Genomic DNA, 23976 nt, shown 5'->3' with positions numbered 1-23976 from the left:
CTACATCGCATACGCATCCATTTCCGGCACGTGGCGCACCAGCGCCAGCTCCGCCAGCGACTCCAGCAGCGGCTGCACCTGCCCGGCCCGCACCTTGCCCGCAAAGCAGCCCGCCACGCCCGCGGCCGTCAGCGCCCCGCCCGAGCCGCCTTCCACCACCTCGCGCACGGCCCGCATCTGCTGTGCCAGTCCCGCCGGCCACTCGCGCCGCACTACCAGTACCTCACTGCCCGCCGATTCCGTGGTCAGGCCCTGGCTCATCGACAGCTGCTCGCTGCCCGAACCTGCCGGGGCCTGGTAGGCCGGCCGCAGGTAGCGCACCGTGCCGGCGGCTTCTTCGGCGGCGCGCTGCTGGTTTAGCTGCACCAGCCGCGTGAGCAGCTCGGCATCGGGCAGGGCGGGGGGCCAGCCGTAGGCCGCCGCCACGGCCGCATCGAGCTGCTTGTGCAGCTCCAGCACCACGGCGGCCAGCCCGTTTTCGTGGGTCACTTGCTCCTTGGCCGTCAGGGGCAGCCCGGCCCGCAGCTTCTCCACCACGTTGTAAAGGTCGGTGAGGGTGAGCGTGGGGTGTTGCGCCTGCTGACGCTTACGGTGGCCGTCGAGCTGTTCGGCCAGCTTGCGGATTTCCGCCTGTTGAGCTTCGGTGGCGGCAGGGAAGGGGAAGGGGTCAAAACAGCGGGATTTATTGTAGCGCGGTGTTCCGCCTACACCAAGAATTGCTCCTGTTGCTAATGCCCAAGTTTGATGTATTCCGCTAGATAAAACCCCAAGAAAATACGCATCGTCTAGAGCAACAGCCACCAGCATATTATCTGGAATAATATCCGCATCTAGAAACTGAAACACCCTATGCTTTGCCGTTTCAACAGTCGCTATGTACCGTTGGAGTGGCTTAATAGCAGCACGCAAGTCGTCGCGAGTGCGACCATGAAGCCACCATTTAGCTTTTACTCTAGGTTCCTTGCTTTGGTCTCTTTCCGGCTTTACCCGCTCTAGGATATGCTGGTAAGCAATAGGATGATTGGTTAGTGCTTCGCTGTCGGCTTGTCCAAAAAAGTCAATGACTTTTACGCCTCGGCTGTTGCCTGCGAAGTCTTTGCCATTAAGGTACTTCTTGATAATTGCAGAGCTGAGGGGTTCAGATTTGATAATTCTGTTCGCCTCGTCTTCGCTCAAAAGAAAACCAGCACCGTAGAGTTGCATGCCTCGGTTTGCCAGTCCATCATTAGCTGTGAGCGCAAGGGCGCTATCCAACGCAGCACCTACTGATAAATCAGAAAGAATCTGGCCCTGCTGTTCCTCAAACGTCACTTCAGCCGCTTCTTCTCCTTCGGCCACGGCTTCCGTTTTCAGCACCAGCAGCTGGCCGGCGGAACTGGCGGCGGTGCGTTCGGCCACCGTCATGGCGATGCGCACGGCGGCGCCTTGGGCGGCATCTACCCAGGGGTGGTCGGGAATGGCGAAGGTGAGGGTGAGCGGGGCCGAGTCGCCTTCCAGGAAGGGCTGCATCACGCGGCGGTTGAAGGTTTGCTTGAGGCTGTTGGTGGTGATGAAGCCGAACCGCTCGGCGGGGCCGCGCTGCACGGCGGCGGCGGCATTGTACCACCAGTACATCACGAGGTCGGCCGAGTCGGGCACTTTGCCTTTGTAGGCGCGGCGCAGGGCTTCGGTGTAGCCGTCGCCGAGGGCGTCGCGCATGCGGGCGGGCCCCACAAACGGCGGGTTGCCCACGATGAAATCGGCTTCGGGCCACTCGGCGGGGCGGGGGTTGGGGTAGTCGAGCACGGGCGTGCGGGCGGTTTCGTCGGGCACGGGCTGGCCGGTCGTCGGGTGCGGGCGGGTGGTGCCGTCCCAGCGGGTTACGGGCTGGCCGTGGGCATCGAGGCGGGGCGTGGGCGCGTCGTGGCGCAGGGCGGCGTCCTGCTGGCGAATGTTGCGGTACTCGTCCAGCAGCGGCTCGGCCAGCTGCGTGATGCCGTTGGTGCGCAGGTGCCATTGCAGGTAGCCGATTTTCAGCACCACGTCGGCAATGGCCGCCGCCCGCGGGTTCAACTCCAGGCCCAGCAGCTGGCGCGGGCTCACCGTCGTGCCCCCGGCCAGGTCCAGCAGGCCCGTTTGGCCGTAGCTGTTGATAGCAGTCAGCACTTCGCCTTCCAGCCGCTTGAGGTGCTCCAGCGTCACGTACAGGAAATTGCCCGAGCCACAGGCCGGGTCCAGCACCCGCACCGACGTCAGCCGCCGCAGAAACGTCACCAGCTCGGCGCGCGCTTCCTTGGGCTTGTTCTCCTCCAGGCGGCGGGCGCTGGCCGCCTGCGCCGCCGCCCACTCCCGGCGCAGCGGGGCCACCACAGCCGGCACCACCAGGCGCTCCACGTAGCGGCGCGGGGTGTAGTGCGCCCCCAGGCTGTGCCGCTCTTTGGGGTCCAGCGCCCGTTCCAGCAGCGTGCCGAAAATGGCCGGCTCCACTTCTGCCCAGTCGGCCTTCGCCGCCTCGCGCAGCAGCGTCAGCTGGTCGGCATTCAGCGGCAGCGCCGAGGCATCATGAAACAGCTGCCCATTGAAACGCCGCAGCCTGGCCCGCAGGTCGGGCGCAAAGCCGCCTTTGTCCATGGTGTGCCACAGGCTTTGCAGGGCATCGGGCAGCAGGCCCCGCAGCTCCGCCGTGGCCGCGTACGCCGCCAGCAGCCCCGAAAACGAGTCTTTCGGAATCAGCGCCACGTCCTCGGCAAACATCGTGAACAGGCAGCGCATCAGAAACTGCGCCACCACGTCGGAGGCGTGCCCCGCCCGCTCCAGCTGCGCCGAGAGGGCCGCCAGCTGCCCGGCCAGCTGCCGCGTCACCTGCGCCGCCCGCCGGCTCGGGTCCAGCTGCTGCGGGTCGGTGAAGAGCTGCGTCAGCCGGGCCCGCACCGCCTCGTCGTTCAGGTCGGCCAGCCGCAGCCGGTAGGTCTGCGAGTCGGGAAAGGGCACGTAGTTGTCGCCCACGCCGGCGAAGTTGCTGTACAGGTCGATGCAGAAGCCCACGTCGACCACCACCACAAACGGCGGCCGTGGTTCCGAGCCGGGCAGCGCCCGCACGTAGCCCAGCGCCTGCTGGCGGGCGGCTTCCATCATCTGGCCCCACTTGGCGGTGCCGCGCACGGCGTGGCCCTTGCGGCGCTTGTCGGCGGGCAGTCCCAGCTCGGCTTTGGCGGCCCGGGCCTGCTGGTCGGGCGTGTCGGTGCCCTGCTTGGTTTCCAGCACGAAGCACCCGCGCTTGTAGAGGTCGATGCGCCCGGTGCTGGCCTTGCCGCCGGGGCCGCCGTTGCTGAACGTCACGGCCCGCTCCAGCACGTAGGCATCCTGCGCGGGGTCGTCGGAAGTGGCATCGGGCCGGGCCACGCCCAGCAGGTCGCAGAGGTCGGTCAGAAACAGGCCGTAGTTGGCCCGTTCCGCGCCCCCTGATTTCAGCCAGCGGGTTTCAAAGTCGGTGTACAGCACGTAGTGGAAGTAGTCCTTGCGGAGTGGTCCGGCTTCCCGAAAAAAGCCAGCGGGTTGGTAGAAGGACGAAGGTAGCTTTAGTTATCAGCGGTTGGGAAACAGTTGGCCTGATTTGCCAAAAATCTGTCCTCCTTCACTAGCTTTGCTTGCTGTCAGCCAAGCAGAAAAGACCTTTCTCTTCCTGATGGACCGCAAAAGCTCGAAACCTGGCGGGAACCGTGGCACCATCTTCGCCTTGGGCAATTTGCATCGCCTCCCGCACCCCGCCGGGGGCACCCGTACCCCATTCCCCAACCCCATGAAAGTCCTTACCTCCTTCGCGCCCCTGCTCTTCGCCGGCGTGCTCACCTTCGCGGCCAGCGGCTGCGGCAAGAAGTGCAGCAACGAAGACCCCCGCGCCCGCATCACCAACAACGGCACCCAAAACGCCAGCGTGCAGATAAAGACTTCCGGCGGCAGCACCGTCAACATCAACAACGTGGCCGCCGGTGCCTCGTCCGACTACGCCAACTACGCGGCCGGCTCCACCACGTTCACGCTCAAGGTCAACAACATCGACTACGTTAAAACCACCGACGTGAGCAAGTGCCACGAATACACCATTGCCATCGACCGCAACAACGTCATCACCGTCACCGACACCGACCGCAATAACTAAATCCGGTGCTTCCCTGTCTGCGCCGGATTCAACCGCCGCATTTCCCTCCAAAACAGAACGAGCGGGCCACCAGGTCCGCTCGTTCTGTTTCACCCGCGCACCTTAAAGTGCGGCCAGTCCCCGCGCTTCGATGCCCCGGCGCATCGGCTGCATTCATCCGCTGCATCGCCCAAATTTCGCTACCCCCCTCAAAACCCAAAGCTCACCGACGCCGTGCCGTTGCCGTAGGTGCGCGTGGGCAGCGCCGCCGCATCCGCGAACAGCGGCTGCCCGGCCCGCAGCACCCGGCCTTCCAGCCGCACCAGTACCTGCCGCGCCGGGGCGTAGTCCAGGTTCAGCGAGGCCCCGCGCACCAGTACGTTGGGAGTGGCCGCCGCCGGGGCCAGCGCGGCGATGATGACCCCGTGGTCGGCCGAGTAGTATTCGGCGCGGGCCGCGGCCGTCCAGCGCTCGGCAAAGGCGTAGCGCACAAAGGCCGCGCCCGTATGCCAGGTGTCGGCCGCCCGGCCGGGCGCCTGCTGCTGGCCGATGTCGAACACCACCGCCAGGCTCAGGCGGGAAGTGGCAGCGTAGCTGGCGTAAAAGTCGTGGAAGTAGCGCCGCCGACGCGCCGAGTCCTGCGGCTGCTCGTTGCCGACGAAGGTGCTCGAATTCAGCACCCACTTCGCCGCAGGCTTCCACTGCACCTGCGTGCCCACGGCCTTGCCCCGGTTGTTCTCCCGGATGTTCTGCCAGCCGTTGAGCACCAGCCCGGTCAGCGTCAGCTTGGGCGAGGCCTCGTAGGTGAAGCGGGCCCCCGACTCGAAGTAGGGCGAGTTCTCGGCCATCAGCGAGCGGGTCAGCGTCCAGTTGTCTTTGCTGATAGCCGACTCAAACCCCAGGTGCGAGGTGAAAATACCCAGGTCCAGCCAGCTGCGCCGGGTGGGCCGAAAGCCCGCGTAGGCCTCGTACACGGGCCGCATCACCGGCGTTTCGGCCGCATAGTTGGCCTCCACGTAGGTGCCCGCTTGCAGCGCCAGCGACGCCCGCACCCGCTCGTCCTGGTAGCGCGCCCCCACCAGGCCGTGGTTCACGGTAAACTCGTTTTGGCGGTTGTGGGAATACAGAAAGGCCGGCCGCTGCGGCGAGTTGGCGCGGTTGAAGTCGTAGCCGTAGTAGGCGTCCACGTACCCGTAAAACGTCCAAGGACTGGCAGCCGGGGCCGCCGTCACGGTATCGGCCGGAGCGGTCTGGCCCAGGGCCAACGTGGGTAGAACAAAGCTGCTGGCCAGGGCCAGGCGAAAAAAAGAGTGCATGTGTAGCGTGGTTGGGTTCTTGGTGTAGGCGCAGGGCGCGAAGGAGGAAACCGCCAGGTAACGGCTTCACTTGCGCTAGCCAATTCCTGTCCACATCACCTCACCACGTCAGCTGTCGCGCTAGCCAATTCCTGTCCACATCACCTCACCACGTCAGCTGTCGCGTAAGTAGTTGAAAGGCACTAATGAATTTTTGCCAATCCAACCAGCGGGTGGCCCAGGCACAACCCTTCTCTATCATTTTGACAAACCGTTTTTACCAAAGTGGTAGCGTGCAGGTGCCCAGCTGGCCCACCCGCTTCGTCGCATAAGCCTCAGCGTGATATGCCAGGGGCCGGTGGCAGGACTGCCAGCGCGGCATTCAGCGCGGCCACGTCCACCCGGTCCGGTCCCAGCAGGCCCCACCACAGGGGGGCGCGGTGCGCCGCTACCAACGCCCGCACCTGCCCGGCCGGCAGCCCCCGCCGCCGCGCCACCACGGCCGCCTCGGCCTCGGCGTCGGCGGGCGTCAGGTACGGCGCCCCGGCCAGCACGGCCCCGGTCAGGCCTGCCCCCACCGCCCCCGGCACTGCCGGTTGCACGACGTAGGCATCGGCCGCCCCCGGGGCGTGGAAGTAGCCGTCGCGGGCCTGCGCCAGCGCCCGCTCCCGGGTCACTCGGGCTGCTGGCGCCGTCGCTTCCGCCACGTCCCAGGCCAGGACGAGTACGGCCCCAAAGCACAGCGGCCCCATTACCCAGATAAAGCGGAACAGCGAGGGAAACCTACTTTTCATAACAGAAAACAGCTACGAGCGGGTTACGTAATGCGCGTCAGCGTGACGTTTTGCGCCGGCGCGATGATGAGCGGCACCTTCTCTACTTTCACCGACGACGTGTCCAGGCCGAAGTACTGGTCCTCGGACGGAATGAACTGGCGGATGTAGAAGTAGGCCTGCATCACCATCTTTTCCATCGTCGGCAGGTCGTTTTCCACGCTCAGGTACTTCTCCAGCACCACAAAGCGGAAGTCGCCCGTCACTTGCTGCTTATTCAGCGACTCGTAGCGCGAGGTGATGTCCACTTCCTTGTTGCGCACCAGGTCCTCAATTACCTTGCGGAAGTACAGGTTGATGCGCTGCGGCACCCGGAAGCCCAGGCGGAAGGTGATGCGCAGGACGTCGTTGGCGGCCTGCTCCGTCACCTTATACTCCATGGTGTAGGGCTGGTCGGTGTTCTCCACGTGCACAAACCAGTAGATGTCGGCCCGCTTTGGCCGCTTCTGGAAGATGGAATACATGATTTTCTGCTCAATCTCGGAGTTGCGCTCGGCCGACGACATGAACACCAGGTGCGTGGCGTACTTGGGCACCGTCTCGTCGTCGCTGAGCTCCTGCAGTTTGTCGACGTAGGGGGCAATTTTGACGAAATCCGTGAGCCGGCGCTTGATGAAGTGCGCCCGCAGCCACACGTACATCACGCCCATCAGCACCCCGCCAATGGCCAGCGACACCCATCCCCCATGCGGAAACTTGATGAGGTTGGCCACTAGAAACGAGCCCTCGATGGCCCCGTACACCAGCACAAACAGCCCAATCAACACCGGGTTCACCCGCTTCACCCGCAGCCACATGGTCAGCAGCACCGTCGTCATGAGCATGGTCAGCGTAATGGCCAGGCCATACGCCGCTTCCATATTGGCCGATTCGCGGAAGTACAGCACCACCCCGATGCAGCCCAGCAGCAGCAGCCGGTTCATGCTCGGCACGTAGAGCTGCCCCTTCACGTCGGTGGGGTAGTTGAGCTTCACCTTGGGCCACATGTTCAGGCGAATGGCCTCGGCCACCAGCGTAAACGAGCCCGTGATGAGGGCCTGCGAGGCAATGATGGCCGCCACGGTGGCCACGCCGATACCAATGAGCAGAAACCACGGCGGCATGAGCTCATAAAACGGGTTGCGGGTGCCCAACTGCTGGCCCTGGTGCGCCAGCAGCCACGCCCCCTGCCCGAAGTAGTTCAGCAGCAGCGCGCTTTTCACAAATACCCAGCTGATGCGGATGTTGCCCTTGCCGCAGTGGCCCAGGTCCGAATACAAGGCCTCGGCCCCGGTGGTGCATAGAAACACCGAGCCCAGCAGCCAGAACCCGCCCGGGTACTTCACCAGCAGGTCGTAGGCGTACACCGGGTTCAGCGCCTTCAGAATCACCGGGTTCTGCACCACCCAGCTGCCCCCCAGCACCGCCAGCATCCCAAACCACAACAGCATAATCGGTCCGAAGGCCTTGCCCACAATCTGAGTGCCAAAGCTTTGCAGCAGAAACAAGCCCGCGATGATGCCAATCACAATCGGCACCGTGGGAATGTCCGGGTACACCGCCCGCAGCCCCTCCACCGCCGACGACACCGAAATCGGCGGCGTAATCACGCCGTCGGCCAGCAGCGCCGCCCCGCCCACAATGGCCACGGCCGCCAGCCACGCGCCCCGGCGCCGCACCAGCGAGTACAGGGAAAAGATGCCGCCCTCCCCGTTGTTGTCCGCGTTCAGGGTGATGATGACGTATTTAACGGTGGTTTGCAGCGTCAGCGTCCACACCACGCACGAAATGGCCCCTAGAATCAGGCTCGGCTCAATCAGGCCCGGCACCCGGGCGCTTTTCAGGATGGCCGTCATCACGTACAGCGGCGAGGTGCCGATGTCCCCGTAAATAATGCCCAAGGCAATGAGCAGCCCGCCGGCAGAAATGGCGGTGTGCGGGTGTTTTTCTGCGGTCGCAGCAGGGTGCTTTTCTGCTATCATGAGAAGGACAGGGGGTAACGATAATTCAGGTAAGTCGCGCTAAAAGTAGCCAAATAGGGGGGATGGAGCTGCCAGGCAATTGCCCGCACCGCTATCCAGCCCCTTCGTATGCTTACGGCGCTGGCTCAACAATGACCATTCCCGCACGCTGCTCAGGCGCCACCCACGCGGCTTCCCTCAACGACGAGGACCGATACCTTTCTATCGCCGCCGCCGCCAACGCATTACAGGCCCTGCCGCTCCCGATACCTCAAACTACCTCAAAATGCGGCCGGTCCTTAAACCCCGGCCAGTCCCCTCCCCAGTGCACCCGCGCATCGGCCGCCTTCATCAGCCGCGCAAACCTGCTCAGCAGCAACCCCGACCACGACACCTCCCCATCCGGCAGCAGAAAGGCCACGTCCAGCGCCGGCGCCGGCAGCCTGTTATGGTTCGACTCTCCGCCCCGCTTGTATGTCACGATAGGCCCCGGCTTGCTTCGCCCTTGCTTATAAAGCTCATCCTGACGCTCGGGCGACCGGTAGCATTCCGTTATAATGGGCAGCGCCAGCAGCCGCAACCCCGGGTCCCCGACCCAGCGGGCCAGCGCCTGGCTGTAAGCCGCCCGCAGAGCCGGCACCGCCTGAGCCAGCCGAGCCGCCTGCACCTTCAGCCCCGCAGCCATCAGTACCGGCACAACCCGCACCTCCTTGGTCACGACCCCAGCGGCAGCAGGCTTACTCGGAGTCATGAGCAGATTCGGCAGCACCAGTTTCGGTAGGAGCAGCAGGAGCAGGGGCAACCACGGCACCCATCGCCGGCAGCTTCACCACCGTTTCCGGCTTCTGGAACATCTTGCGCACCGTAGCCACCACCGTCACAATACCCACCACCACCTGAATAACGACGTGCACGAACGTCTCAATCTCATTCGCCGTGGGTGGCGTAAAAGCCGACGTTCCAATCTCCCAGACCGCGCCGGTACTGAGGATTTGGCCAATATGACCAAGTTTTGAGCTGCTGAATAACATAGGGCAGGGGGCTTTGTAGAATGCAAATGTTGTTTGTACAAATATACGTACACGCAACACCTTTCGATATAGCACCAGAGCCACCTATTATATTGCACTATTCAGGGCGTGCCCCCTGCACTCCCGCTGGTCGTTCCGGGGTCGGGCTGTGCGCCACTCCGCTGCGCTGCGGCCCTGCGGTCAGCTCCCTTCGCTCGCTTGGCTACCATCCCTCACGCAACCCTCCCGCGACTTCCCGAGCCTCCCGAAACACCGCCCCACGCGCCGCCTCGCCGCCCTCCATTCCTTCCGCCCACGCTGCGCACCGTTCCCTCGTCGCTCCGTACCTGCGCTCCTCGCTCACTATGCTTCGCAGGGCTCCACTCACTTCCGTCGGCCAGCCACCGCTACCGCAACCCCACCGCCCGGCCCGCCCGTCGTCACTCCTCCTTCCAGACCAGCTGCATTACGCTCCGGCTCCACGTTGTTGCGCCTGCGCTCCATTTCGCCGGCTTCCCGTCGTCGCCACGCCGTGCCAGCCTCTTCCTCCCCACCTCCCGCAGCAACTCAGGACAACCCCGTAACTACCGCCCCACGCGCCGCCCAGCTTCCCTGCAGTCAGCCAGCTGCCGCTACCGCAACCCAACACCCCGGCCCGCTTCCAAAAGTCAGCCAGCCTCTCCCCACCCGCTCAAAAACGGCAGCCCGCGGCTAAAAGCGGCACCAGCGGCCACAGGAGCATTAGCAGTTGCTGCCTCAATGCGGTGCCCTCCGGGCGCGTTTTATTGGGGCGGCCCCCAAACCCCTGCGATATGCTCCGCTTCGCTCTGCATGGCCTCGGGCTCCACCCTCATAAGGCCCGCTACGCGCCCCATGGCGGGCTCCGCGCCGCCGAGAAAAGCATCTAACTGTTCGGTAGGGTCGGGGCCGGCAGGGCGCCGCCGGGCGGGCTACATTCCCAGGCCGCCGGCCACTGGCCCCGCGCCGGGTGCCGGGGCCAGCAGCCACTCGCAGGGCCGCCCCAGCCGGGCCGCCGCCCGCGCCGCGCTCAGCGTGCCCTTGCTCTGGCCGTCCCACACCACCAGCACCAGGTCGGCCAGGCGCACTATCTCGGCGTTGCGCACGTGGGTGGCGGCCGTGGCCCCGTGGGCGGCATAGTCGGGCCGCAGCTCGCGTACCGGCACGCCATTGGTCCGTGCCCACTTGGCCGCCAGGCTATCTACGCCGGTAGCCCCGCCGCTCACCAGTTCCGCCGGGGCCAGTTCCGCCAGTCGGGCCAGTAGCGCGGGACAGCTGGCCACGCCCCGGCTACCCACCACCGCCACTGTTTTTTTGTCTTTTTCCATGTTGTAAAGATACTCAATGGCCGTGTATTTTTCTACATTTTATCGTGTTTTTCTTTCTAATTTGTGTCTTTTTTTACTCATTATTGCGTATATTTGTACAAGCACAAGGGAAAGGCCCTGCCTGCTGTCTCACGCCTCACACCTACAGGCCATGTTCACCCACTTTCAGTTCACAGAGTTAGCCACTACCGCCTGGTGCGGCCCCGCCCTCCATTCCGCCGGCGTCCACGTCAGCATCACCGGCAGCGTCACCCACACCCAGTACGGGGTTCACTATTTCGTCGCGCAGGCCGGCACGGAGTACGGGTGGGCTTCCTATTTCGCGTGCGGCCTTGCGTGCCCGTTTGCTGCCATCACCGCCGCCGTGGCCCACTACGCGCAGGCCGCCAAAGAGCAGGCCGCCGGGGTGGTCATGCTGGCCGAGGCTGCCGAGGGTCACGCCGCCCGCGTGCTGTCGTCCGCCGAGCAGGCATTCAGCGGGGCGCAGGAGCAGGCCGCCGAAATCGTGTGCGTGGTGTGCCAGGAGGGGCGCGACGCGCTAGGCCAGTGCGGGTGCTGCTACGTTTCGGCTCCTCAGCTGGTCGCTCATGCAGCTTAGCCCGTGCGCCCTGGCCGCTCCCGCAGTGGGGGCGGCCACCATGCCGGCCCCGGCCCCGCTCACGCCTTACGAGGTGCTGGCCCGTGCGCAGTCGGTCAAATACTACGCCGACCGGGCTTTGTGGGAGGTGCGGGATAATGACTTTGGCCCCGGCCGCTTCCGCAAGCTCTTAGCCGCTGCCCGCCACCGTCAGGCCGCCCGCGCCGCTTATGCCGCCGCCGCTGCTGCCTACCACGCCACCCCCAGGGCCGCCGCCGAAAGGGCCGTCCGCGCCGCCTACGCTGCCAAATACGGCACCCCCATTCAGTAACCACCGGCCCCGCCATGCCCGCCACCATCGCCCCCAGCCTCGCCCAGGTTGCCGCCGCCTGCTTTCCCGTGCCCGGTGCCCACTTCACCGGCTACGCCTTCGCTCAGGGCCGCCGCTACAACTGCCAGTACGACGTGCCCAGCCCACATACCGGGGCCGTGGTGGCCCACTTCCGCGGCACCGGCGCCACGCCCTTCGATGCCATAGCCGCCGCCATTCAACTCTTCCACGCCAGCGCCCACGCCTTCCCAATCTTCTAACCCACCAGGGGCCGGCCAAGCCGGGCGGCCCCACCAAACCAGCCCCACCATGCCTCAAACCGCTACTACTTACCAGCCGCACTTGCTCGACCCGCACAGCGCCACCCCCCAACCCGTCAGCCCGGCCAACGGCCGCAATTTCAAGCTGGCCGAATTGTACCAGCTGCTCGATTGCCAGACCGTCGACGTGGTGCGCCTCAGCCCCGAGCTGATTCTGATAATCGACGACGAGGGCAAGTTCCGCCACCCCGCCTACCTCAATCTGCTGGCCACCTACCTCTGGTACCAGCACCAACCCGAAGCGCGGGGCCAGGACTCCATCGTGGGCCGCGCCATCGTCTGCCACGACAAGCAATTCCGCTAGCAACAACCCCAAAACGGCGCAGGGGCCGGCCGCCAACTGGCCCCGCTTTTTTACTTCCCAACCCCTTCCCAATTATGGCAACCGCCACCACCACTCCCAAAACCGCCGCCGCGAAGGCCGCACCCGCCGCTCAGGTTTCTGACCTGGCCATCATTCCTAGCACGCGCCCGGCATACCTCGTCGCCGGCGTCGACGAAAGCACCGGCGAAGAAACCTGGAGCAACCCGTTCCGCTACCTGCCCGGTCACCCGCGCCAAATCCGCTTCGACGCCAAGGCCGGCCAGTTCAATAGCAACGGCACCACGCCCCTCGGCCAGTCGCTGCGCTTCATCCCGCTGGCCTGGCGCATTTTCAGCGACGACATCCTGAACATGGGCCGCAAGACGTGGGCCGAGCTCTATTTCACCGACGAAAAGGGCGCCATCTGCGCCGTGCTCTTCCATGGCTACAGCGTCGAAAACCTCTACCGCCTCATTGAGCCGCTTTTCTACGACGACCTCACCCTGGCCGACGTGGTGGTGAAGGTGCAGGCCGAGAAGAAGGAGACGACCAAAGACGGCAAGAAGGCCACCTACTACATCGCCCAGTTCAGCTACGAAGCCGCCGACCCCGCCGAAGTAGCTGCCCGCCGCGACTTCGCCCGCGACTTCCCCATCTGGCGTGCCGAAACCTTCACCGGCCTCGCCGACATCCGCCAGCAGCACGGCTACACCGTGCCCCAGGCCGACGAGCAGCTGCCCCGCTTGAGCCAGGAGCCCGAACCCAAGGAAGGCGTAAGCCAAGCCGCTTAATCATCCACCGGCAGCCCGCCCGCCGCGCTTTGCGGTGGGCGGGCCAGCCAAAAATTCCCTACTCATGCTCCAACTCCCCGAACTCCGCCAGGAACTGCCCGCCAGCACGCCCGAAGAAGCCGCCCGCCTGACTGAGCTGGCCCAGCTCCTCGCCACCACTGCTCCGCTGCCCGACGTGCGCGACCTCGCGCCCGCCGTGCGCCAGCTCTTCCCCGAGCCGGCCTACGAAGTCGGCTGCGGCGGCTCCCATATCTGGCTGCACCGCGCCGACGAAGCCGGCCGCCTGGCCTGCATCATCGACCGCCACCAGTAAATCATTCAACCGCCTTTCAACACCGCAGCCCCATGTTTACCAACGTCCAGCAATTCCCCGAGCTGACCCAGGCCCAACACCGCGCCCTGCCTCACGCTTCCAACACCGACCTGTCCAACCTCAAAGCCAAGTTATTGGGCAAGCCCAACACGCCCAACCCCGTGGCCCTCACCTTCGGCAGCCACTTCCACACCGCCACCCTCGAGCCCCAGCACTACGCCCGCACCGCCGAGCGCTGCGACTGGCCCCTGGTCGAAACCCTGGCCGCCGCCGTGCGCCGCCAGCGCTACTGCCGCGACTTGCTTTTTCGGGGCCGGCCCGAGCTCACGCACACCGCCACCCACGCGGCCACCGGCATACCCGTCAAAATCCGCCCCGACCTGCTCCACGTCAGCCCCCGCATCGGCAAGGTGGGCCTGGTCGACTTCAAAACCACCAGCGCCCGCGACTACGCCGGCTTCTGCGCTACCATCGAGCAGTACGACTACGACCGCCAGGCCGCCTTCTACGCCGACGTCCTCGGGGCCACGCGCTTCACCATCATCGGCATCCAGAAAAAAACCCCCTTCGCTGTCTGGCAGGTCGAGCTGTTCGATATTCCCGGCCTCTTCGAGCAGGGCCGCAAGAAGTACGAGCGCCTGCTAAGGGCTCATGTCCAACAGCAGGCTCGCCCCTGATGCCGACTGCGCACGGCAGCTACCCCATTTCCCACTCCCAAGAACTGGCTTTCTTCCCTTAACCCAAACGAAGTTCTCGGAATAAGGGGGGTTCTGGTTTGCGCAGGCATTATGGCCTGCTTGGCATTATTGCGGGATAAGGCATAGTGTCAAGCCACTGGCAATAAGCGCTACTTTGCAGCAGGTTCTGGCCGTAGTCTTTTTCCTGTAATGATTAGTTGTGGGGATGCGATAAAAAGGGTCAGCTCGACCTTTTTAGCTAGCTATGGCCAGGAAACCATTGCCCCTGCCTAGTACTCTGCTCACTATCAAATAAATGGAAAAACGAATTATCGGGTTCGACCTGGCTAGGGCTTATGCCATTTTTGGAATGTTCATTGTGAACTTCAATTTTAGCTTTGGCTCCCTGATGGCTCCTACGGATTCAGTGGGGCATTTTCTGAACATCTTCACGGGCAACTCGACCGCTATTTTCATCATCTGCGCCGGCATGGGCGTATCGTTGATGACGAATCGCGCTAGCTACAGCCGCGAAGAGCAGGCCGCGTTGAAAGCGAAGATTCTACGACGTTCCTGGTTTCTCTTCGCCCTCGGGTTACTGCTCTATAACTGGTGGTCCGGCGATATCCTGCACTTTTATGGCGGCTACCTGCATGTGGCCGCATTTCTCTTATTTGTGCCCAAGCGCTTTTACTTATGGGGGGGCTTAGTGGCTATTGCCGTTTTCCACCTCCTGCTGCTGCTCATCCCCATCAACACGAGTTGGGACTTTATAACTTTTAAGTATCTGGACTTCTGGACTCCGCTAGGCTTTTTGCGCAATACTCTTTATAACGGGTGGAACTCGCTATTTCCCTGGCTTTCTTACTTTTTGGTGGGGATGTGGCTAGGGCGGCTGGATTGGCAGCAAAAATTCGCCAAACAAAAAGTGTTTCTGGTCGGGCTCCTGGTATTTATCCTAATTCAGGGTTTGCGGCTGTTGGTGCGGCAGCATGTATTCACGCCGTTTTGGAGCAACTACATCATGGCCGAATATTTTCCACCGTATCTGCCCTTCGTGCTCGTGACGATGGCCTTTGCCTTGCTCGTGATTCCCGTTTGCCTGTATATCGGGGAGAGGTACCCGACCAATCGGCTAGTTTTAGCCCTACAGAGAACCGGACAATTAACCTTGTCTAATTATGTGATTCACCTCACATTAGGCGTGCTATTACTGGCCAAGTTGACGGGTAAGCATTATACCGGGTTGCTCGAAGATGAAAAACCGACCCCACCCGCTTACATATTAGCTTACTCTGTCGCCTTTTATATCATTAGCATAATTTTCAGCGACTTATGGCGCAGAAGATTTAAAAATGGGCCATTGGAAATGTTGATGCGCAAAATCTCGGGTTAGGGACTAGCAAGTACTGGTGCGTATTTGCTTTGGGTGGGCAACGCCTGGTCATGTGCCCCGAAAGCGCCCTCTGGAGGGCTGTCGCCGTTGCCCCACAGCTCCGGCCGTCAAATAAAGTGGCCCAACGAACCTGCCCCAACAAACGCAAAAGGCCGGCCCCCAATGAAGGAAACCGGCCAGTCGGCAAGGTTTCAGCCGCTGCAGTTGTCCCAGTGGCTACTATTCGCTTTAGTCTTTAGCTTGTTCGGGTGGTATAAATGTCCACTATCTCGACAACGGCTATTGGGCTGCTACCGCCAAGAAGAACTGCAGGCCGCCTGACGAGTAGACCATACTTGTTCAGGCATTAGGGAAAAGATGAAACTTTCCACCGTATTTTAGCATTAGCTTAAATACGATAGTAGTTCATTTGCTCCTTTTCTTAATGAATCTAACCTCCTGCGTCCGGGTCTCTGCCGACACCGACCACATCCAACAGTGCCAGGAGCGCCTGGCCCAAGCGGCCCCCGCGCTTAGCTCGCTGGCCAGTGTCCTGGCCCTGACCGGTAATGAAGTGCGTCTGCAGATGCTCTTCCTGCTCGCCGACGAGCAGCTCTGCGTCTGCGACTTGGCCGATGTGCTAAAAATGACTATTTCGGCCGTGTCGCAGCACCTGCGCAAGCTCAAAAACGGCGGCGTAGTGACGGGCCGCAAAGCGGGCCAAACCGTGTTTTACACCCTCAACGCCGAGCATCTGCCGGTGCTCCAGCCCTTGCTGGCCCACCTCACCACCCAACCCGAACCGGCTCAATGAGCAACGCCCCCGCCCAGCCTTCCAAGTCCTTGTTCGGTGCCGGCCTGCTGGCCGCGCTGGCCGCTTCGCTCTGCTGCATCACGCCGCTGCTGGCCGTGGTCGGCGGCCTCGGCGGGGCCGCCAGCGCCTTCGCCTGGCTCGAACCCTACCGCCTCTATTTAGTAGCTCTGACCGTGGCCGTGCTCGGCTTCGCCTGGTACCGCCAGCTGCGCCCCACTGCCGCAGCTGCCGACTGCTGCGCCGTGCCCGAAAAGAAGCCCCTGATGCAAACCACTGCTTTTCTCGGTGCCGTCACTGTACTCGCCGCGCTGCTGCTGGCCTTTCCCTACTACGGGGCCGCGCTCTATCCCACGGCCAAGTCCAGTGCCTCGGCCGTTGCCGCCACCGGAACTGCCCCGATGTGGCAAACCCGCACCTACCGCATCGGCGGCATGACCTGCGAAGCCTGCGCTCACCACGTCGAGCAGGCCGTGCAGCAAGTACCCGGCGTCCAAACCGTGGCCGTTTCCTACAACCAAGCCACCGCCCAAGTACGCTTCGATGCCGTCCAGGCGCAGCCTGCCCAGGTGGAAAGCGCCATCAACAGCACCGGTTACCACGTTCTGAGCCCCACCCGCTAACCAACGACCATGACCCCGACCCAACCCGTCACCCTCACCTCCTTGCTCACGTGCCCCGTGTGCCAGCACGCGCAGGCCGAGCAGATGCCCACCGACGCCTGCCAGTGGTTCTACGAATGCATTAGCTGCCACACCATCCTGAAGCCCCTGGCCGGCGACTGCTGCGTATACTGTTCCTACGGCTCGGTACCGTGTCCGCCCATCCAAGAGCAAGGCAAGGGCGGCTGCGGCTGCGGCTAATTCATTTTTCACTTTCGCTATCGGCCCCATGACTCCTCCTAACGTTACCCGCCGCGACGCCCTGCGCGCGGCCGCCGTCTTCGGCACCACCGCGCTGCTCAGCGGCCCCGATGCCCTGGCGATGCCGGTTCCCCTCCCTCCTCCTACCGGCAAAACCCCGGCGCTGACGGCGGCAGAAATCGCCGCCATTGAAGGTGCGATGGGAAAAAAGGGCACCTACGTGGAAGCACAGGCCACGCACACCACGCCTTTGCCGCGCAACGATTTAAAAGTGAGCATCAAAGGCGAGCCGGTGCCCATTGCCTTCGGCTTCGGCGGGTGGGTGGCCATTAAGCACACGCTGGACGGCAAATCAGCCATGCTCATGAGCGATACCGTGCTGCTACAGGAAGAAGTCAACCCGCTCGTGTCGGCCGCGCTAGCGCAGGGGCTCGAAATCGGGGCCGTGCACAACCACTTCTTCTACGAAGAGCCGCGCATCTTCTACATGCACATCCACGGCATGGGCACCCCCGCCGAGCTGTCCCGTAAGTTTGCCGCCGCCCTCAAAGACTCGAAGCTGCTGCCCGCCAACCAGTCCAAGCCGGCCGGTGCGCCCGCGGCTGCGGCGGGCAACAACGCCACGCCCGCCGCCGGCCCGCCCACCGGCAAAGAGCTGTTCGATGTTCCGGCGCTGGATAAAGTGGTGGGCTACCAGGGCGTCGTCAACGGCTCAACCTACAAGTACACCGTGGGCCGGGCCGATGTGCAATCCCTCATGATGGGCACGGAGATGACGGCCGCTATCGGCCTCAACTCATGGGCCGCGTTTGCCGGCAAACAAACCGACAGCCACATTGCCGGCGACATTGCCATGTTGGAAAGCGAAGTAACCCCGGTTATTAAGGCGTTGCGGGCGCACAACCTGGAAGTGGTGGCCGTGCACAACCACATGCTGTTCGACGAGCCCCGGATGATGTTTCTGCACTACTACGGCCGGGGCCCGGCCGCGCAACTCGCCACGGGCTTCCGTGCGGCCCTCGACCAACTAGGCAAGGGCAAAGCCCCCCGTATGGGCGGCATGAAGCATTAAACGCAGACACCACGCAAAAAGGCCGGCCCCCACAGGAAGGAGGTCGGCCTTTTCATTTATGACTAGCATACTGGCCGCTATTCTGCCGCCGTTTTGAACGGCTCCGGCACCACGTCCGGTAGCGGTGCTGCCAGGGGAACAAGAGCCAAAGCATCCGGCACAGGCGGAATACTCGGCGTCCCCGCCACCAGCTCCCCAAATAGCGGATTGGCCGGCAGCTCCTGCCCGCCGTTGCCATCCGGCACTTGGTTAAAGAGTACCACCTCCTCACCGGGCGTGCTTTGTGCCAGATGGTCCACTAGCACTTCCTGCCCGCTGTTGGCGTGCAGCGCCTGCGTGAGCAGGGTGTAGGTGCTCACGTCCACGTTGTAGAGCTGGTTCAGCTCGTTCATCTGCATAGCCGCGTCTTCCGCTGCGCCAATGGCATCGGCCAGCAGTTGGGTGTAGCGCCGCGCCTTCTGGTCAGCCTTGGCACGCAGCTTAATAGCGCGCTTCATGCGCCGCTTGAATTGGGTTTGATAGGCCGTAAGTGGCATAATGAGTAGGATTAGAAGTTGAAGAGAAAAAAGAAACGGCCAGCCGTTCGTGGCCGGCCGCTTCGTACTTCGTTACCGCGGCCTAGGCCACGTACTCAATGGCCAGCGGGTTCGTGCTGTTGTTGTTCAGCGGGTAGAACTTGCCATTAATCTGCTGGTAGAAGTTGATACCCACCACGCCCACCACCAGGTTGGCATCGGCCGGAGCCGCGGGGAAGGTGGCCACCACCGACTGGTTCACCAGCGGCGCACCGCTCAGTGGCAGGATGCCCAGCGGAGCTGCCACCACGCCGTTGGTGTAGGTCAGCATCTCCATGTCCAGGTCCGAAGCCGCAAACACCACTTCGAAGTGCGTAGCACCCTGCGGGGCGGCGATGTCGCTGGCCGGGTTCAGGGCCGGAATGCTCATCGTCACGTCCGCGCCGGCGCCCGTCACCTCATACGGGAAGTACATCGTCTGCCCGATGCCGGCCCCGATGTTGAAGTTAAAGCCGAGCAGCGGGGCCGAGTTCGAAGAATCGAACACCCGCTGGCCGCGGTCATTCGTGTCGTCGAGCCCGATGATGGCGCGCATCGCCTTGGTTAGGCGTGAAGCCAGCCGGCTGTCGCTGGCCGAGGCAATGGCTACGCGCAGCGAGTCGCGGAGCAGCTTGCTGTATTTGGCCGACAAGCCGAATTCAGCTGCGTTTTCACGGGTACGGGCCAGGCTCGCCGAGTTAGCGAAGGCCGCTTTATTGGAGGCGGGTTTTTGACGGACCGAGCCGTCTTTAGCGAACACAAGGCCGCCCACGGTGCCTTGCAGTCCCAGAATGCCAGTTTGAGAGGCCATGAGAAAAGGGGGTAAAAAGTGAGATAAAAAACCCGGCTGCTTTCACTTGCGCGGCTTTGTTACCAGGTGCAGCCAACCCGGTAGCGCCGCTTGATTTCAGAATTAAAGGACCGCCACAGCTTCGGCGGCACGGCTTGGCTCACGCCGCATTTCCAGAGCCCGCGCCCGGCCCGCTGTGCCACTATTTGCTGTGCGGCCCGCTCCGCCACCATCCGGTTGGGGTCAAAGGCCCAGGCCCACCCGCGCACCACCAGCAGCGAATCCAGCGGCACAGAGCGGCCCGCCGCGGCCACCGTAGCCGTCGGCAGTAGCACCGCGCCCAACGTCCGGCCGTACAGGTCAAGCCCGGCCCGCGCCACCAGCACCACCCGCCCCGGCGTGAGTAGCCGCGCCACCGAGTCCGTAGCCTGCGGCCCAAACGCCTGGTCCTGCTCCGGCGCGTCCACGCCCAGCAGCCGCAGCCGGTAAGTCGTGGAGCCTGACAGCATGATGTAGGTATCGGCGTCGATAACGCGCACCACCCGGGCCGCCTCAGCGGCAGCAGCGGCGCGGGCGGTAAACGAGGCAGCCGGCAGCTCATCTCCCCGCAGCCCAACGCAGCCCGCCAGCAGCGCCAAACCAGCGGCAGCAAGTACCCAACGAAAAGCCAGCGGAGAAGCCATAGACCGAACCTACGGCCCGGTTTTAGCCGTTGTATCTTCGCTTACCACTTTTACCCCATTGTACCCCACTATGCCCCAGGTTTGCATCCACCCCAAGGAAGTGGCCCAGCTCACCGGCACCAAATACGGCACGGCTAAGGTCCTGCTGCAGCGCATCCGCGCCGAGCTCAACAAGCCCGCCCGGGCCTATGTCTCGGTCGCCGAGTTCTGCCACTACACTCACCTCCCCGAGGAAGAAGTTTCCCGCGCCCTCAACGGAAACCAGCGCAGCTAGGCGGCCCCGAAGCGTAGCTCGAGTATAGCTGGAGCCACCCTCGCCCCACCCTGCCTCTCAATTGACAGTCCTCAACAGCTACAAAGAAGGGCCGCCCTCGAAACGAGAACGACCCTAGATGCCGAAAAGAGGCGTTTGGCAACTAATTCCCTCCGACATCACGAAAGTAAAGTCAACACAGCAAAAATGCGTTGCAGGGACCGCCTTTAAGGATTCAATCGACCCCAACTGTCCGATATCCTGTCCGACCCAAAAGCAAAAACCCCATTTCCGTTATAGAAATGGGGTTTTTCGTGGCAACAGTTGGAATCGAACCAACGACACCAGCATTTTCAGTGCTGTGCTCTACCAACTGAGCTATGTTGCCGTTTCCCCACCGTGCTTTAGGGCGCTTAGGGGACCGCAAAGGTACGAATCCAACGCAATAGTGCAACAACTGGGCAAAAAAAAGTGTTAAACTGACGAGGATTTTTTAAAAAGTGTTCGGCATGCCGAGTATATTGCACCCCCAAACGTTCCCGCCTCCTTATCTTTACGCCATGTTGCAATCCATCCTCTTTCTACTGCTGCTGGTAGCGGCTTTTGGCTTTTTCGCGTGGCAGGTCCGTAAAATCCGGGCCAACATCCTCGTCGGGCGCGAGCGCGACATGAGCGGCCACGCCGCCGCGCGGTTCCAGAAAACCCTGCTCGTGGCCTTCGGGCAGCAGAAAATGTTCAAGCGCATGACGCCCGCTCTGTTGCACCTGGTGGTGTACGTGGGCTTCCTGGTCATCAACATCGAGGTTCTGGAAATCGTGGTCGATGGCCTTTTTGGCACCCACCGCTTCCTCAAGTTCCTCGGGCCGGTGTATGACGTGCTGATGGCGACCAACGAAATACTGGCGGCGCTGGTACTTGTGGCCGTGGCGGCCTTCTGGTGGCGCCGCAATAGCAACCCGCCGCTCAAGCGCTTCACCGGCCCCGAGCTGCGGCTGTGGCCGAAAATGGATGCCAACATCATTCTCTACGTCGAAGTAGTCCTGATGGCGGCCCTGTTCTTCATGAATACCGCCGACCTCAAGCTGCACCAGATGGAAGGCCAGGACCTGCCGGGCACTTTCCCTATCAGCAACCTGCTGGTGGGCCTGCTGCCCACGAACGTAGCCACGCTGGAAGTATTGGAACGCCTGGGCTGGTGGATTCACATCATCGGCATCTTCCTGTTCCTCAACTACCTGCCCAGCTCGAAGCACTTCCACATTATTATGGCATTTCCGGGCGTGTGGTACTCACGCCTGGCGCCGCAGGGGCAGTTTTCGAACGTGGAAAGCATCACCAACGAGGTGAAGGCCATGATGGACCCCAGCTTCGTGGTGCCGCCCGCGCCCACCGCACCCGATGGCTCGGCCCTGGCCCCCACGCCCTTCGGCGCGAAGGACGTGGACGACTTGCCCTGGACCAACCTGCTCGCCGCCTACTCCTGCACCGAGTGCGGCCGCTGCACGTCGGTGTGCCCCGCCAACCTCACGGGCAAGCTGCTCTCGCCGCGCAAAATCATCATGGACACCCGCGACCGGGTGGAAGAGAAGTATAACTCGCCCCTCATTTTCCGTCCCAACGTGTACGGCGAGGAAGCCAAACACGAACCCATCACGGACCTAGCCAACGCTACGCTGCTGCGCGGTAAAGTGACGCCCGAGGAGCTCTGGGCCTGCACCACCTGCAACGCCTGCGTGGAAAGCTGCCCCGTGAACATCAACCCGCTCGAAACCATCATTGAGATGCGCCGCTTTTTGGTGCTGGAAGAGTCGGCCGCGCCCAACTCACTGAACGTGATGTTCTCCAACATTGAGAACAACGGCGCGCCGTGGGCCTTTTCGCCGTCGGACCGGTTCAACTGGGCCGATGACTTGTTTGCGGTGGAGAAATCGGCGGTGGCGGTAGTAGCCTAAGTCGTGTGTCATGCTGACGAAGGAAGCATCTTATCACCGCTGCTTTCGTCAGATTTACTAATTAATGTGGCTCGGACGTGATAAGGTCCTTCGCTGCGCTCAGGATGACAGTCGCGTTGTCCATTCCTCCTATGTCCCCAACTACTCCCGAAGCCACCAAAAAGCAAATTACTGTTCCCGTCATGGCCGATTTGGCGGCCCGCAACGAGTCGCCCGAAATCCTGTTCTGGGTGGGCTGCGCCGGCGCTTTCGATGAACGATACAAGCGCGTGACCCGTGCCTTCGTGCGCATCCTCGACCACGTGGGCACCAACTACGCCGTGCTGGGCTTGGAGGAAAGCTGTACCGGGGACCCCGCCAAGCGCGCCGGCAATGAGTTTCTGTTTCAGATGCAGGCCATGCAGAACATCACAACGATGAACGGCTACGGCATCAAGAAAATCGTGACAGCCTGCCCGCACTGCTTCAACACGATTAAGAACGAATACCCCGCGCTGGGCGGCGACTACGAGGTAATTCACCACAGCACCTACCTCCAGCAGCTCATCAACGAGGGGAAGGTGGGCGTGACCGGCGGCGAAAGCTTCAAAGGCCGCCGCATCACCTTCCACGATTCGTGCTACCTGGGCCGGGCCAACAACATTTACGAAGCCCCGCGCGACGTGCTGGCCGCCCTCGACGCCGACCTGGTGGAGATGAAGCGCAGCCGCGCTAACGGCCTCTGCTGCGGTGCGGGCGGGGCCCAGATGTGGAAAGACGCCGAGCCCGGCAAGAAGGAAATCAACATTGAGCGCACCGAGGAAGCCCTGGCTACTCTCAGCGGCAAGGCCGAAGCGCTGGCCAACCTGGGCGGCGTCGAAACCGAAACCGGCACCCCCGGCCCGCACGACTTGCAGGGCAGCATCATCGCCGTATCGTGCCCCTTCTGCATGACGATGATGAGCGACGGCGTGAAAAACAAGGAGCAGGAAGGCAAGGTGCAGGTCTTCGACCTGGCCGAGCTAATAGCCAGCGCCGAAGGCATCAACGCCCAATAATCACGGATTACGCGGATTTTAGCGGATTACGCGGATTTTGTAGACGATTTTTGTATTCCCCATCGTGATTTGCGATGGGGAATACTGTTTTCACCACCAGCACGTTGTAGGCGAAACGCGGCAATTCAGGCCGGCTTGAATCGACTACAAAATCCGTGAAATCCGTTTAAATCTGCTAAATCCGTGATTTATGAATGTTGCTTTTGACCAGCTCCCAACCCATGCCCGCGTGTGGATTTACCAGGCCAGCCGCCCGCTCACGGAGGCCGAAATAAAGGCGACCTTGCCCACCCTGGCCCGCTTCGCCGAGGAATGGACCAGCCACGGCCGCAGCCTGCTGGCCTCGGCCGAGTTCCGGCACCAGCAATTTTTAGTGGTGGGGTTGGATGAAGGCGTGGCCGGCGCGAGTGGCTGCTCTATTGATGCGTCGGTCCGCTTTGTGGCGCAGCTGGAGCAGCAGCTGGGCGTGGATTTGCTGGAGAAATCGCGCCTGGCATTTTTGCAGGCGGGCACGGTTCAGGTTTTGACGCGGCCGGAATTGAAGATGGCCATTGCCGCCGCTACGCTCACGCCGGATACATCGTATTTCGACAATACAATAGCGACTAAGGGTGAATTGGATACCACTTGGCCCCGACCCGCCGGCCAAACCTGGCTGGCCCGCTACTTCGGACAGCAAGAAAAAAACCAACAGCCGGCGTGAATGCTACTCAAACGTAGTATTATTGCTAA

27 protein-coding genes and 1 tRNA gene are annotated in these 23976 nt (G+C 62.6%); 17 read left to right on the top strand and 11 right to left on the bottom strand.

Annotation, left to right across the window (positions count from 1 at the left end; all coding sequences use genetic code 11):
• On the bottom strand, positions 1 to 3480 hold the full coding sequence (locus ABD819_RS01605) for a class I SAM-dependent DNA methyltransferase (protein WP_345120239.1): 3480 nt from the start codon (positions 3478 to 3480) through the stop codon (positions 1 to 3).
• Positions 3481 to 3778: 298 nt separating this feature from the next.
• Between ABD819_RS01605 and ABD819_RS01600 the strand changes: the two genes are divergently transcribed.
• Complete coding sequence (locus ABD819_RS01600) at positions 3779 to 4138, top strand: hypothetical protein (RefSeq protein ID WP_345120237.1); 360 nt, start codon at positions 3779 to 3781, stop codon at positions 4136 to 4138.
• A gap of 188 nt (positions 4139 to 4326) precedes the next feature.
• Here ABD819_RS01600 and ABD819_RS01595 read toward each other — a convergent pair whose 3' ends face one another.
• The 6 genes from ABD819_RS01595 to ABD819_RS01570 all read right to left on the bottom strand — a co-directional run bounded on the left by ABD819_RS01595 (position 4327) and on the right by ABD819_RS01570 (position 10541).
• Positions 4327 to 5433 carry a porin gene (locus tag ABD819_RS01595; RefSeq protein WP_345120235.1) on the bottom strand — a complete coding sequence of 369 codons (1107 nt, stop codon included), beginning with the start codon at positions 5431 to 5433 and terminating at the stop codon, positions 4327 to 4329.
• A 314-nt stretch (positions 5434 to 5747) separates the two neighbouring features.
• Entirely contained in the window at positions 5748 to 6206 is a 459-nt protein-coding gene (locus ABD819_RS01590) for a potassium-transporting ATPase subunit C (protein ID WP_345120233.1), read from the bottom strand.
• 23 nt (positions 6207 to 6229) lie between these two features.
• Positions 6230 to 8206 carry a KUP/HAK/KT family potassium transporter gene (locus tag ABD819_RS01585; RefSeq protein ID WP_345120232.1) on the bottom strand — a complete coding sequence of 659 codons (1977 nt, stop codon included), beginning with the start codon at positions 8204 to 8206 and terminating at the stop codon, positions 6230 to 6232.
• Positions 8207 to 8456: 250 nt separating this feature from the next.
• Positions 8457 to 8936, bottom strand: a complete 480-nt coding sequence (locus tag ABD819_RS01580) for a M15 family metallopeptidase (RefSeq protein WP_345120230.1) — start codon at positions 8934 to 8936, stop codon at positions 8457 to 8459.
• Positions 8923 to 9216: a hypothetical protein gene (locus ABD819_RS01575; protein ID WP_345120228.1), complete on the bottom strand. Its 294-nt coding sequence runs from the start codon at positions 9214 to 9216 to the stop codon at positions 8923 to 8925. Before ABD819_RS01575 ends, ABD819_RS01580 begins: the two co-directional genes overlap by 14 nt.
• 929 nt (positions 9217 to 10145) lie before the next feature.
• Positions 10146 to 10541, bottom strand: a complete 396-nt coding sequence (locus tag ABD819_RS01570) for an SLOG family protein (RefSeq protein WP_345120226.1) — start codon at positions 10539 to 10541, stop codon at positions 10146 to 10148.
• A gap of 364 nt (positions 10542 to 10905) precedes the next feature.
• On the opposite strand from ABD819_RS01570, the gene ABD819_RS01565 reads away from it, so the two are divergent.
• From ABD819_RS01565 to ABD819_RS01510, 12 genes are all read left to right on the top strand, one after another.
• Positions 10906 to 11139, top strand: a complete 234-nt coding sequence (locus tag ABD819_RS01565) for a hypothetical protein (protein ID WP_345120222.1) — start codon at positions 10906 to 10908, stop codon at positions 11137 to 11139.
• Positions 11129 to 11449, top strand: coding sequence for a hypothetical protein (locus ABD819_RS01560; RefSeq protein ID WP_345120220.1), 321 nt, complete (start codon positions 11129 to 11131; stop codon positions 11447 to 11449). The genes ABD819_RS01565 and ABD819_RS01560 overlap by 11 nt, the downstream gene beginning before the upstream one ends.
• 14 nt (positions 11450 to 11463) lie before the next feature.
• Entirely contained in the window at positions 11464 to 11709 is a 246-nt protein-coding gene (locus ABD819_RS01555) for a hypothetical protein (protein ID WP_345120218.1), read from the top strand.
• Between the two features lie 49 nt (positions 11710 to 11758).
• Positions 11759 to 12073: a DUF3846 domain-containing protein gene (locus ABD819_RS01550; protein WP_345120216.1), complete on the top strand. Its 315-nt coding sequence runs from the start codon at positions 11759 to 11761 to the stop codon at positions 12071 to 12073.
• A 74-nt stretch (positions 12074 to 12147) separates the two neighbouring features.
• Complete coding sequence (locus ABD819_RS01545) at positions 12148 to 12864, top strand: hypothetical protein (protein WP_345120214.1); 717 nt, start codon at positions 12148 to 12150, stop codon at positions 12862 to 12864.
• Positions 12865 to 12928: 64 nt separating this feature from the next.
• The gene (locus tag ABD819_RS01540) at positions 12929 to 13177 is read left to right on the top strand and encodes a hypothetical protein (RefSeq protein ID WP_345120212.1); all 249 of its coding nucleotides are present in this window, start codon (positions 12929 to 12931) and stop codon (positions 13175 to 13177) included.
• Between the two features lie 32 nt (positions 13178 to 13209).
• The gene (locus ABD819_RS01535) at positions 13210 to 13854 is read left to right on the top strand and encodes a PD-(D/E)XK nuclease-like domain-containing protein (protein ID WP_345120210.1); all 645 of its coding nucleotides are present in this window, start codon (positions 13210 to 13212) and stop codon (positions 13852 to 13854) included.
• Between the two features lie 316 nt (positions 13855 to 14170).
• Entirely contained in the window at positions 14171 to 15250 is a 1080-nt protein-coding gene (locus ABD819_RS01530) for a DUF418 domain-containing protein (RefSeq protein ID WP_345120208.1), read from the top strand.
• Positions 15251 to 15674: 424 nt separating this feature from the next.
• Complete coding sequence (locus ABD819_RS01525; protein WP_345120206.1) at positions 15675 to 16043, top strand: ArsR/SmtB family transcription factor; 369 nt, start codon at positions 15675 to 15677, stop codon at positions 16041 to 16043.
• The gene (gene merTP, locus ABD819_RS01520; protein ID WP_345120204.1) at positions 16040 to 16663 is read left to right on the top strand and encodes a mercuric transport protein MerTP; all 624 of its coding nucleotides are present in this window, start codon (positions 16040 to 16042) and stop codon (positions 16661 to 16663) included. Before ABD819_RS01525 ends, merTP begins: the two co-directional genes overlap by 4 nt.
• Before the next feature lie 9 nt (positions 16664 to 16672).
• Positions 16673 to 16903, top strand: coding sequence for a GDCCVxC domain-containing (seleno)protein (locus ABD819_RS01515; RefSeq protein ID WP_345120202.1), 231 nt, complete (start codon positions 16673 to 16675; stop codon positions 16901 to 16903).
• Positions 16904 to 16931: 28 nt separating this feature from the next.
• Complete coding sequence (locus ABD819_RS01510) at positions 16932 to 17975, top strand: DUF1259 domain-containing protein (RefSeq protein ID WP_345120200.1); 1044 nt, start codon at positions 16932 to 16934, stop codon at positions 17973 to 17975.
• Between the two features lie 77 nt (positions 17976 to 18052).
• Here ABD819_RS01510 and ABD819_RS01505 read toward each other — a convergent pair whose 3' ends face one another.
• The 3 genes from ABD819_RS01505 to ABD819_RS01495 form a co-directional block, all read right to left on the bottom strand.
• Complete coding sequence (locus ABD819_RS01505; protein ID WP_345120198.1) at positions 18053 to 18511, bottom strand: hypothetical protein; 459 nt, start codon at positions 18509 to 18511, stop codon at positions 18053 to 18055.
• Positions 18512 to 18593: 82 nt separating this feature from the next.
• On the bottom strand, positions 18594 to 19340 hold the full coding sequence (locus tag ABD819_RS01500; protein ID WP_345120196.1) for a hypothetical protein: 747 nt from the start codon (positions 19338 to 19340) through the stop codon (positions 18594 to 18596).
• Between the two features lie 59 nt (positions 19341 to 19399).
• Entirely contained in the window at positions 19400 to 20002 is a 603-nt protein-coding gene (locus tag ABD819_RS01495; protein WP_345120194.1) for a thermonuclease family protein, read from the bottom strand.
• A 70-nt stretch (positions 20003 to 20072) separates the two neighbouring features.
• Here ABD819_RS01495 and ABD819_RS01490 point away from each other — a divergent pair, with 70 nt between their 5' ends.
• Complete coding sequence (locus ABD819_RS01490) at positions 20073 to 20276, top strand: hypothetical protein (protein ID WP_345120192.1); 204 nt, start codon at positions 20073 to 20075, stop codon at positions 20274 to 20276.
• 294 nt (positions 20277 to 20570) lie between these two features.
• Here ABD819_RS01490 and ABD819_RS01485 read toward each other — a convergent pair.
• Positions 20571 to 20643 (bottom strand) — tRNA-Phe (locus tag ABD819_RS01485).
• Between the two features lie 172 nt (positions 20644 to 20815).
• Here ABD819_RS01485 and ABD819_RS01480 point away from each other — a divergent pair.
• The 3 genes from ABD819_RS01480 (at position 20816) to ABD819_RS01470 (ending at position 23947) form a co-directional block, all read left to right on the top strand.
• Positions 20816 to 22207 carry a 4Fe-4S dicluster domain-containing protein gene (locus ABD819_RS01480; RefSeq protein ID WP_345120190.1) on the top strand — a complete coding sequence of 464 codons (1392 nt, stop codon included), beginning with the start codon at positions 20816 to 20818 and terminating at the stop codon, positions 22205 to 22207.
• 182 nt (positions 22208 to 22389) lie between these two features.
• On the top strand, positions 22390 to 23244 hold the full coding sequence (locus ABD819_RS01475) for a (Fe-S)-binding protein (protein ID WP_345120352.1): 855 nt from the start codon (positions 22390 to 22392) through the stop codon (positions 23242 to 23244).
• A gap of 190 nt (positions 23245 to 23434) precedes the next feature.
• Entirely contained in the window at positions 23435 to 23947 is a 513-nt protein-coding gene (locus ABD819_RS01470; RefSeq protein WP_345120188.1) for a hypothetical protein, read from the top strand.
• Positions 23948 to 23976: the final 29 nt, after the last annotated feature.

The sequence above is a fragment of the Hymenobacter antarcticus genome (assembly GCF_039539545.1).
Lineage (GTDB): Bacteria > Bacteroidota > Bacteroidia > Cytophagales > Hymenobacteraceae > Hymenobacter > Hymenobacter antarcticus.
Note: the sequence above shows the minus strand (reverse complement) of the source record. Positions and strands in the feature narration are given on the sequence as shown.

Coding starts and splice junctions, on each gene's coding strand:
- ABD819_RS01600 (WP_345120237.1), top strand. CDS start 3,779: ATGAAAGTCCTTACCTCCTTCGCGCCCCTGCTCTTCGCCGGCGTGCTC.
- ABD819_RS01595 (WP_345120235.1), bottom strand. CDS start 5,433: ATGCACTCTTTTTTTCGCCTGGCCCTGGCCAGCAGCTTTGTTCTACCC.
- ABD819_RS01590 (WP_345120233.1), bottom strand. CDS start 6,206: ATGAAAAGTAGGTTTCCCTCGCTGTTCCGCTTTATCTGGGTAATGGGG.
- ABD819_RS01585 (WP_345120232.1), bottom strand. CDS start 8,206: ATGATAGCAGAAAAGCACCCTGCTGCGACCGCAGAAAAACACCCGCAC.
- ABD819_RS01580 (WP_345120230.1), bottom strand. CDS start 8,936: ATGACTCCGAGTAAGCCTGCTGCCGCTGGGGTCGTGACCAAGGAGGTG.
- ABD819_RS01575 (WP_345120228.1), bottom strand. CDS start 9,216: ATGTTATTCAGCAGCTCAAAACTTGGTCATATTGGCCAAATCCTCAGT.
- ABD819_RS01570 (WP_345120226.1), bottom strand. CDS start 10,541: ATGGAAAAAGACAAAAAAACAGTGGCGGTGGTGGGTAGCCGGGGCGTG.
- ABD819_RS01560 (WP_345120220.1), top strand. CDS start 11,129: ATGCAGCTTAGCCCGTGCGCCCTGGCCGCTCCCGCAGTGGGGGCGGCC.
- ABD819_RS01555 (WP_345120218.1), top strand. CDS start 11,464: ATGCCCGCCACCATCGCCCCCAGCCTCGCCCAGGTTGCCGCCGCCTGC.
- ABD819_RS01550 (WP_345120216.1), top strand. CDS start 11,759: ATGCCTCAAACCGCTACTACTTACCAGCCGCACTTGCTCGACCCGCAC.
- ABD819_RS01545 (WP_345120214.1), top strand. CDS start 12,148: ATGGCAACCGCCACCACCACTCCCAAAACCGCCGCCGCGAAGGCCGCA.
- ABD819_RS01540 (WP_345120212.1), top strand. CDS start 12,929: ATGCTCCAACTCCCCGAACTCCGCCAGGAACTGCCCGCCAGCACGCCC.
- ABD819_RS01535 (WP_345120210.1), top strand. CDS start 13,210: ATGTTTACCAACGTCCAGCAATTCCCCGAGCTGACCCAGGCCCAACAC.
- ABD819_RS01530 (WP_345120208.1), top strand. CDS start 14,171: ATGGAAAAACGAATTATCGGGTTCGACCTGGCTAGGGCTTATGCCATT.
- ABD819_RS01525 (WP_345120206.1), top strand. CDS start 15,675: ATGAATCTAACCTCCTGCGTCCGGGTCTCTGCCGACACCGACCACATC.
- merTP (WP_345120204.1), top strand. CDS start 16,040: ATGAGCAACGCCCCCGCCCAGCCTTCCAAGTCCTTGTTCGGTGCCGGC.
- ABD819_RS01515 (WP_345120202.1), top strand. CDS start 16,673: ATGACCCCGACCCAACCCGTCACCCTCACCTCCTTGCTCACGTGCCCC.
- ABD819_RS01510 (WP_345120200.1), top strand. CDS start 16,932: ATGACTCCTCCTAACGTTACCCGCCGCGACGCCCTGCGCGCGGCCGCC.
- ABD819_RS01505 (WP_345120198.1), bottom strand. CDS start 18,511: ATGCCACTTACGGCCTATCAAACCCAATTCAAGCGGCGCATGAAGCGC.
- ABD819_RS01500 (WP_345120196.1), bottom strand. CDS start 19,340: ATGGCCTCTCAAACTGGCATTCTGGGACTGCAAGGCACCGTGGGCGGC.
- ABD819_RS01495 (WP_345120194.1), bottom strand. CDS start 20,002: ATGGCTTCTCCGCTGGCTTTTCGTTGGGTACTTGCTGCCGCTGGTTTG.
- ABD819_RS01490 (WP_345120192.1), top strand. CDS start 20,073: ATGCCCCAGGTTTGCATCCACCCCAAGGAAGTGGCCCAGCTCACCGGC.
- ABD819_RS01480 (WP_345120190.1), top strand. CDS start 20,816: ATGTTGCAATCCATCCTCTTTCTACTGCTGCTGGTAGCGGCTTTTGGC.
- ABD819_RS01475 (WP_345120352.1), top strand. CDS start 22,390: ATGGCCGATTTGGCGGCCCGCAACGAGTCGCCCGAAATCCTGTTCTGG.
- ABD819_RS01470 (WP_345120188.1), top strand. CDS start 23,435: ATGAATGTTGCTTTTGACCAGCTCCCAACCCATGCCCGCGTGTGGATT.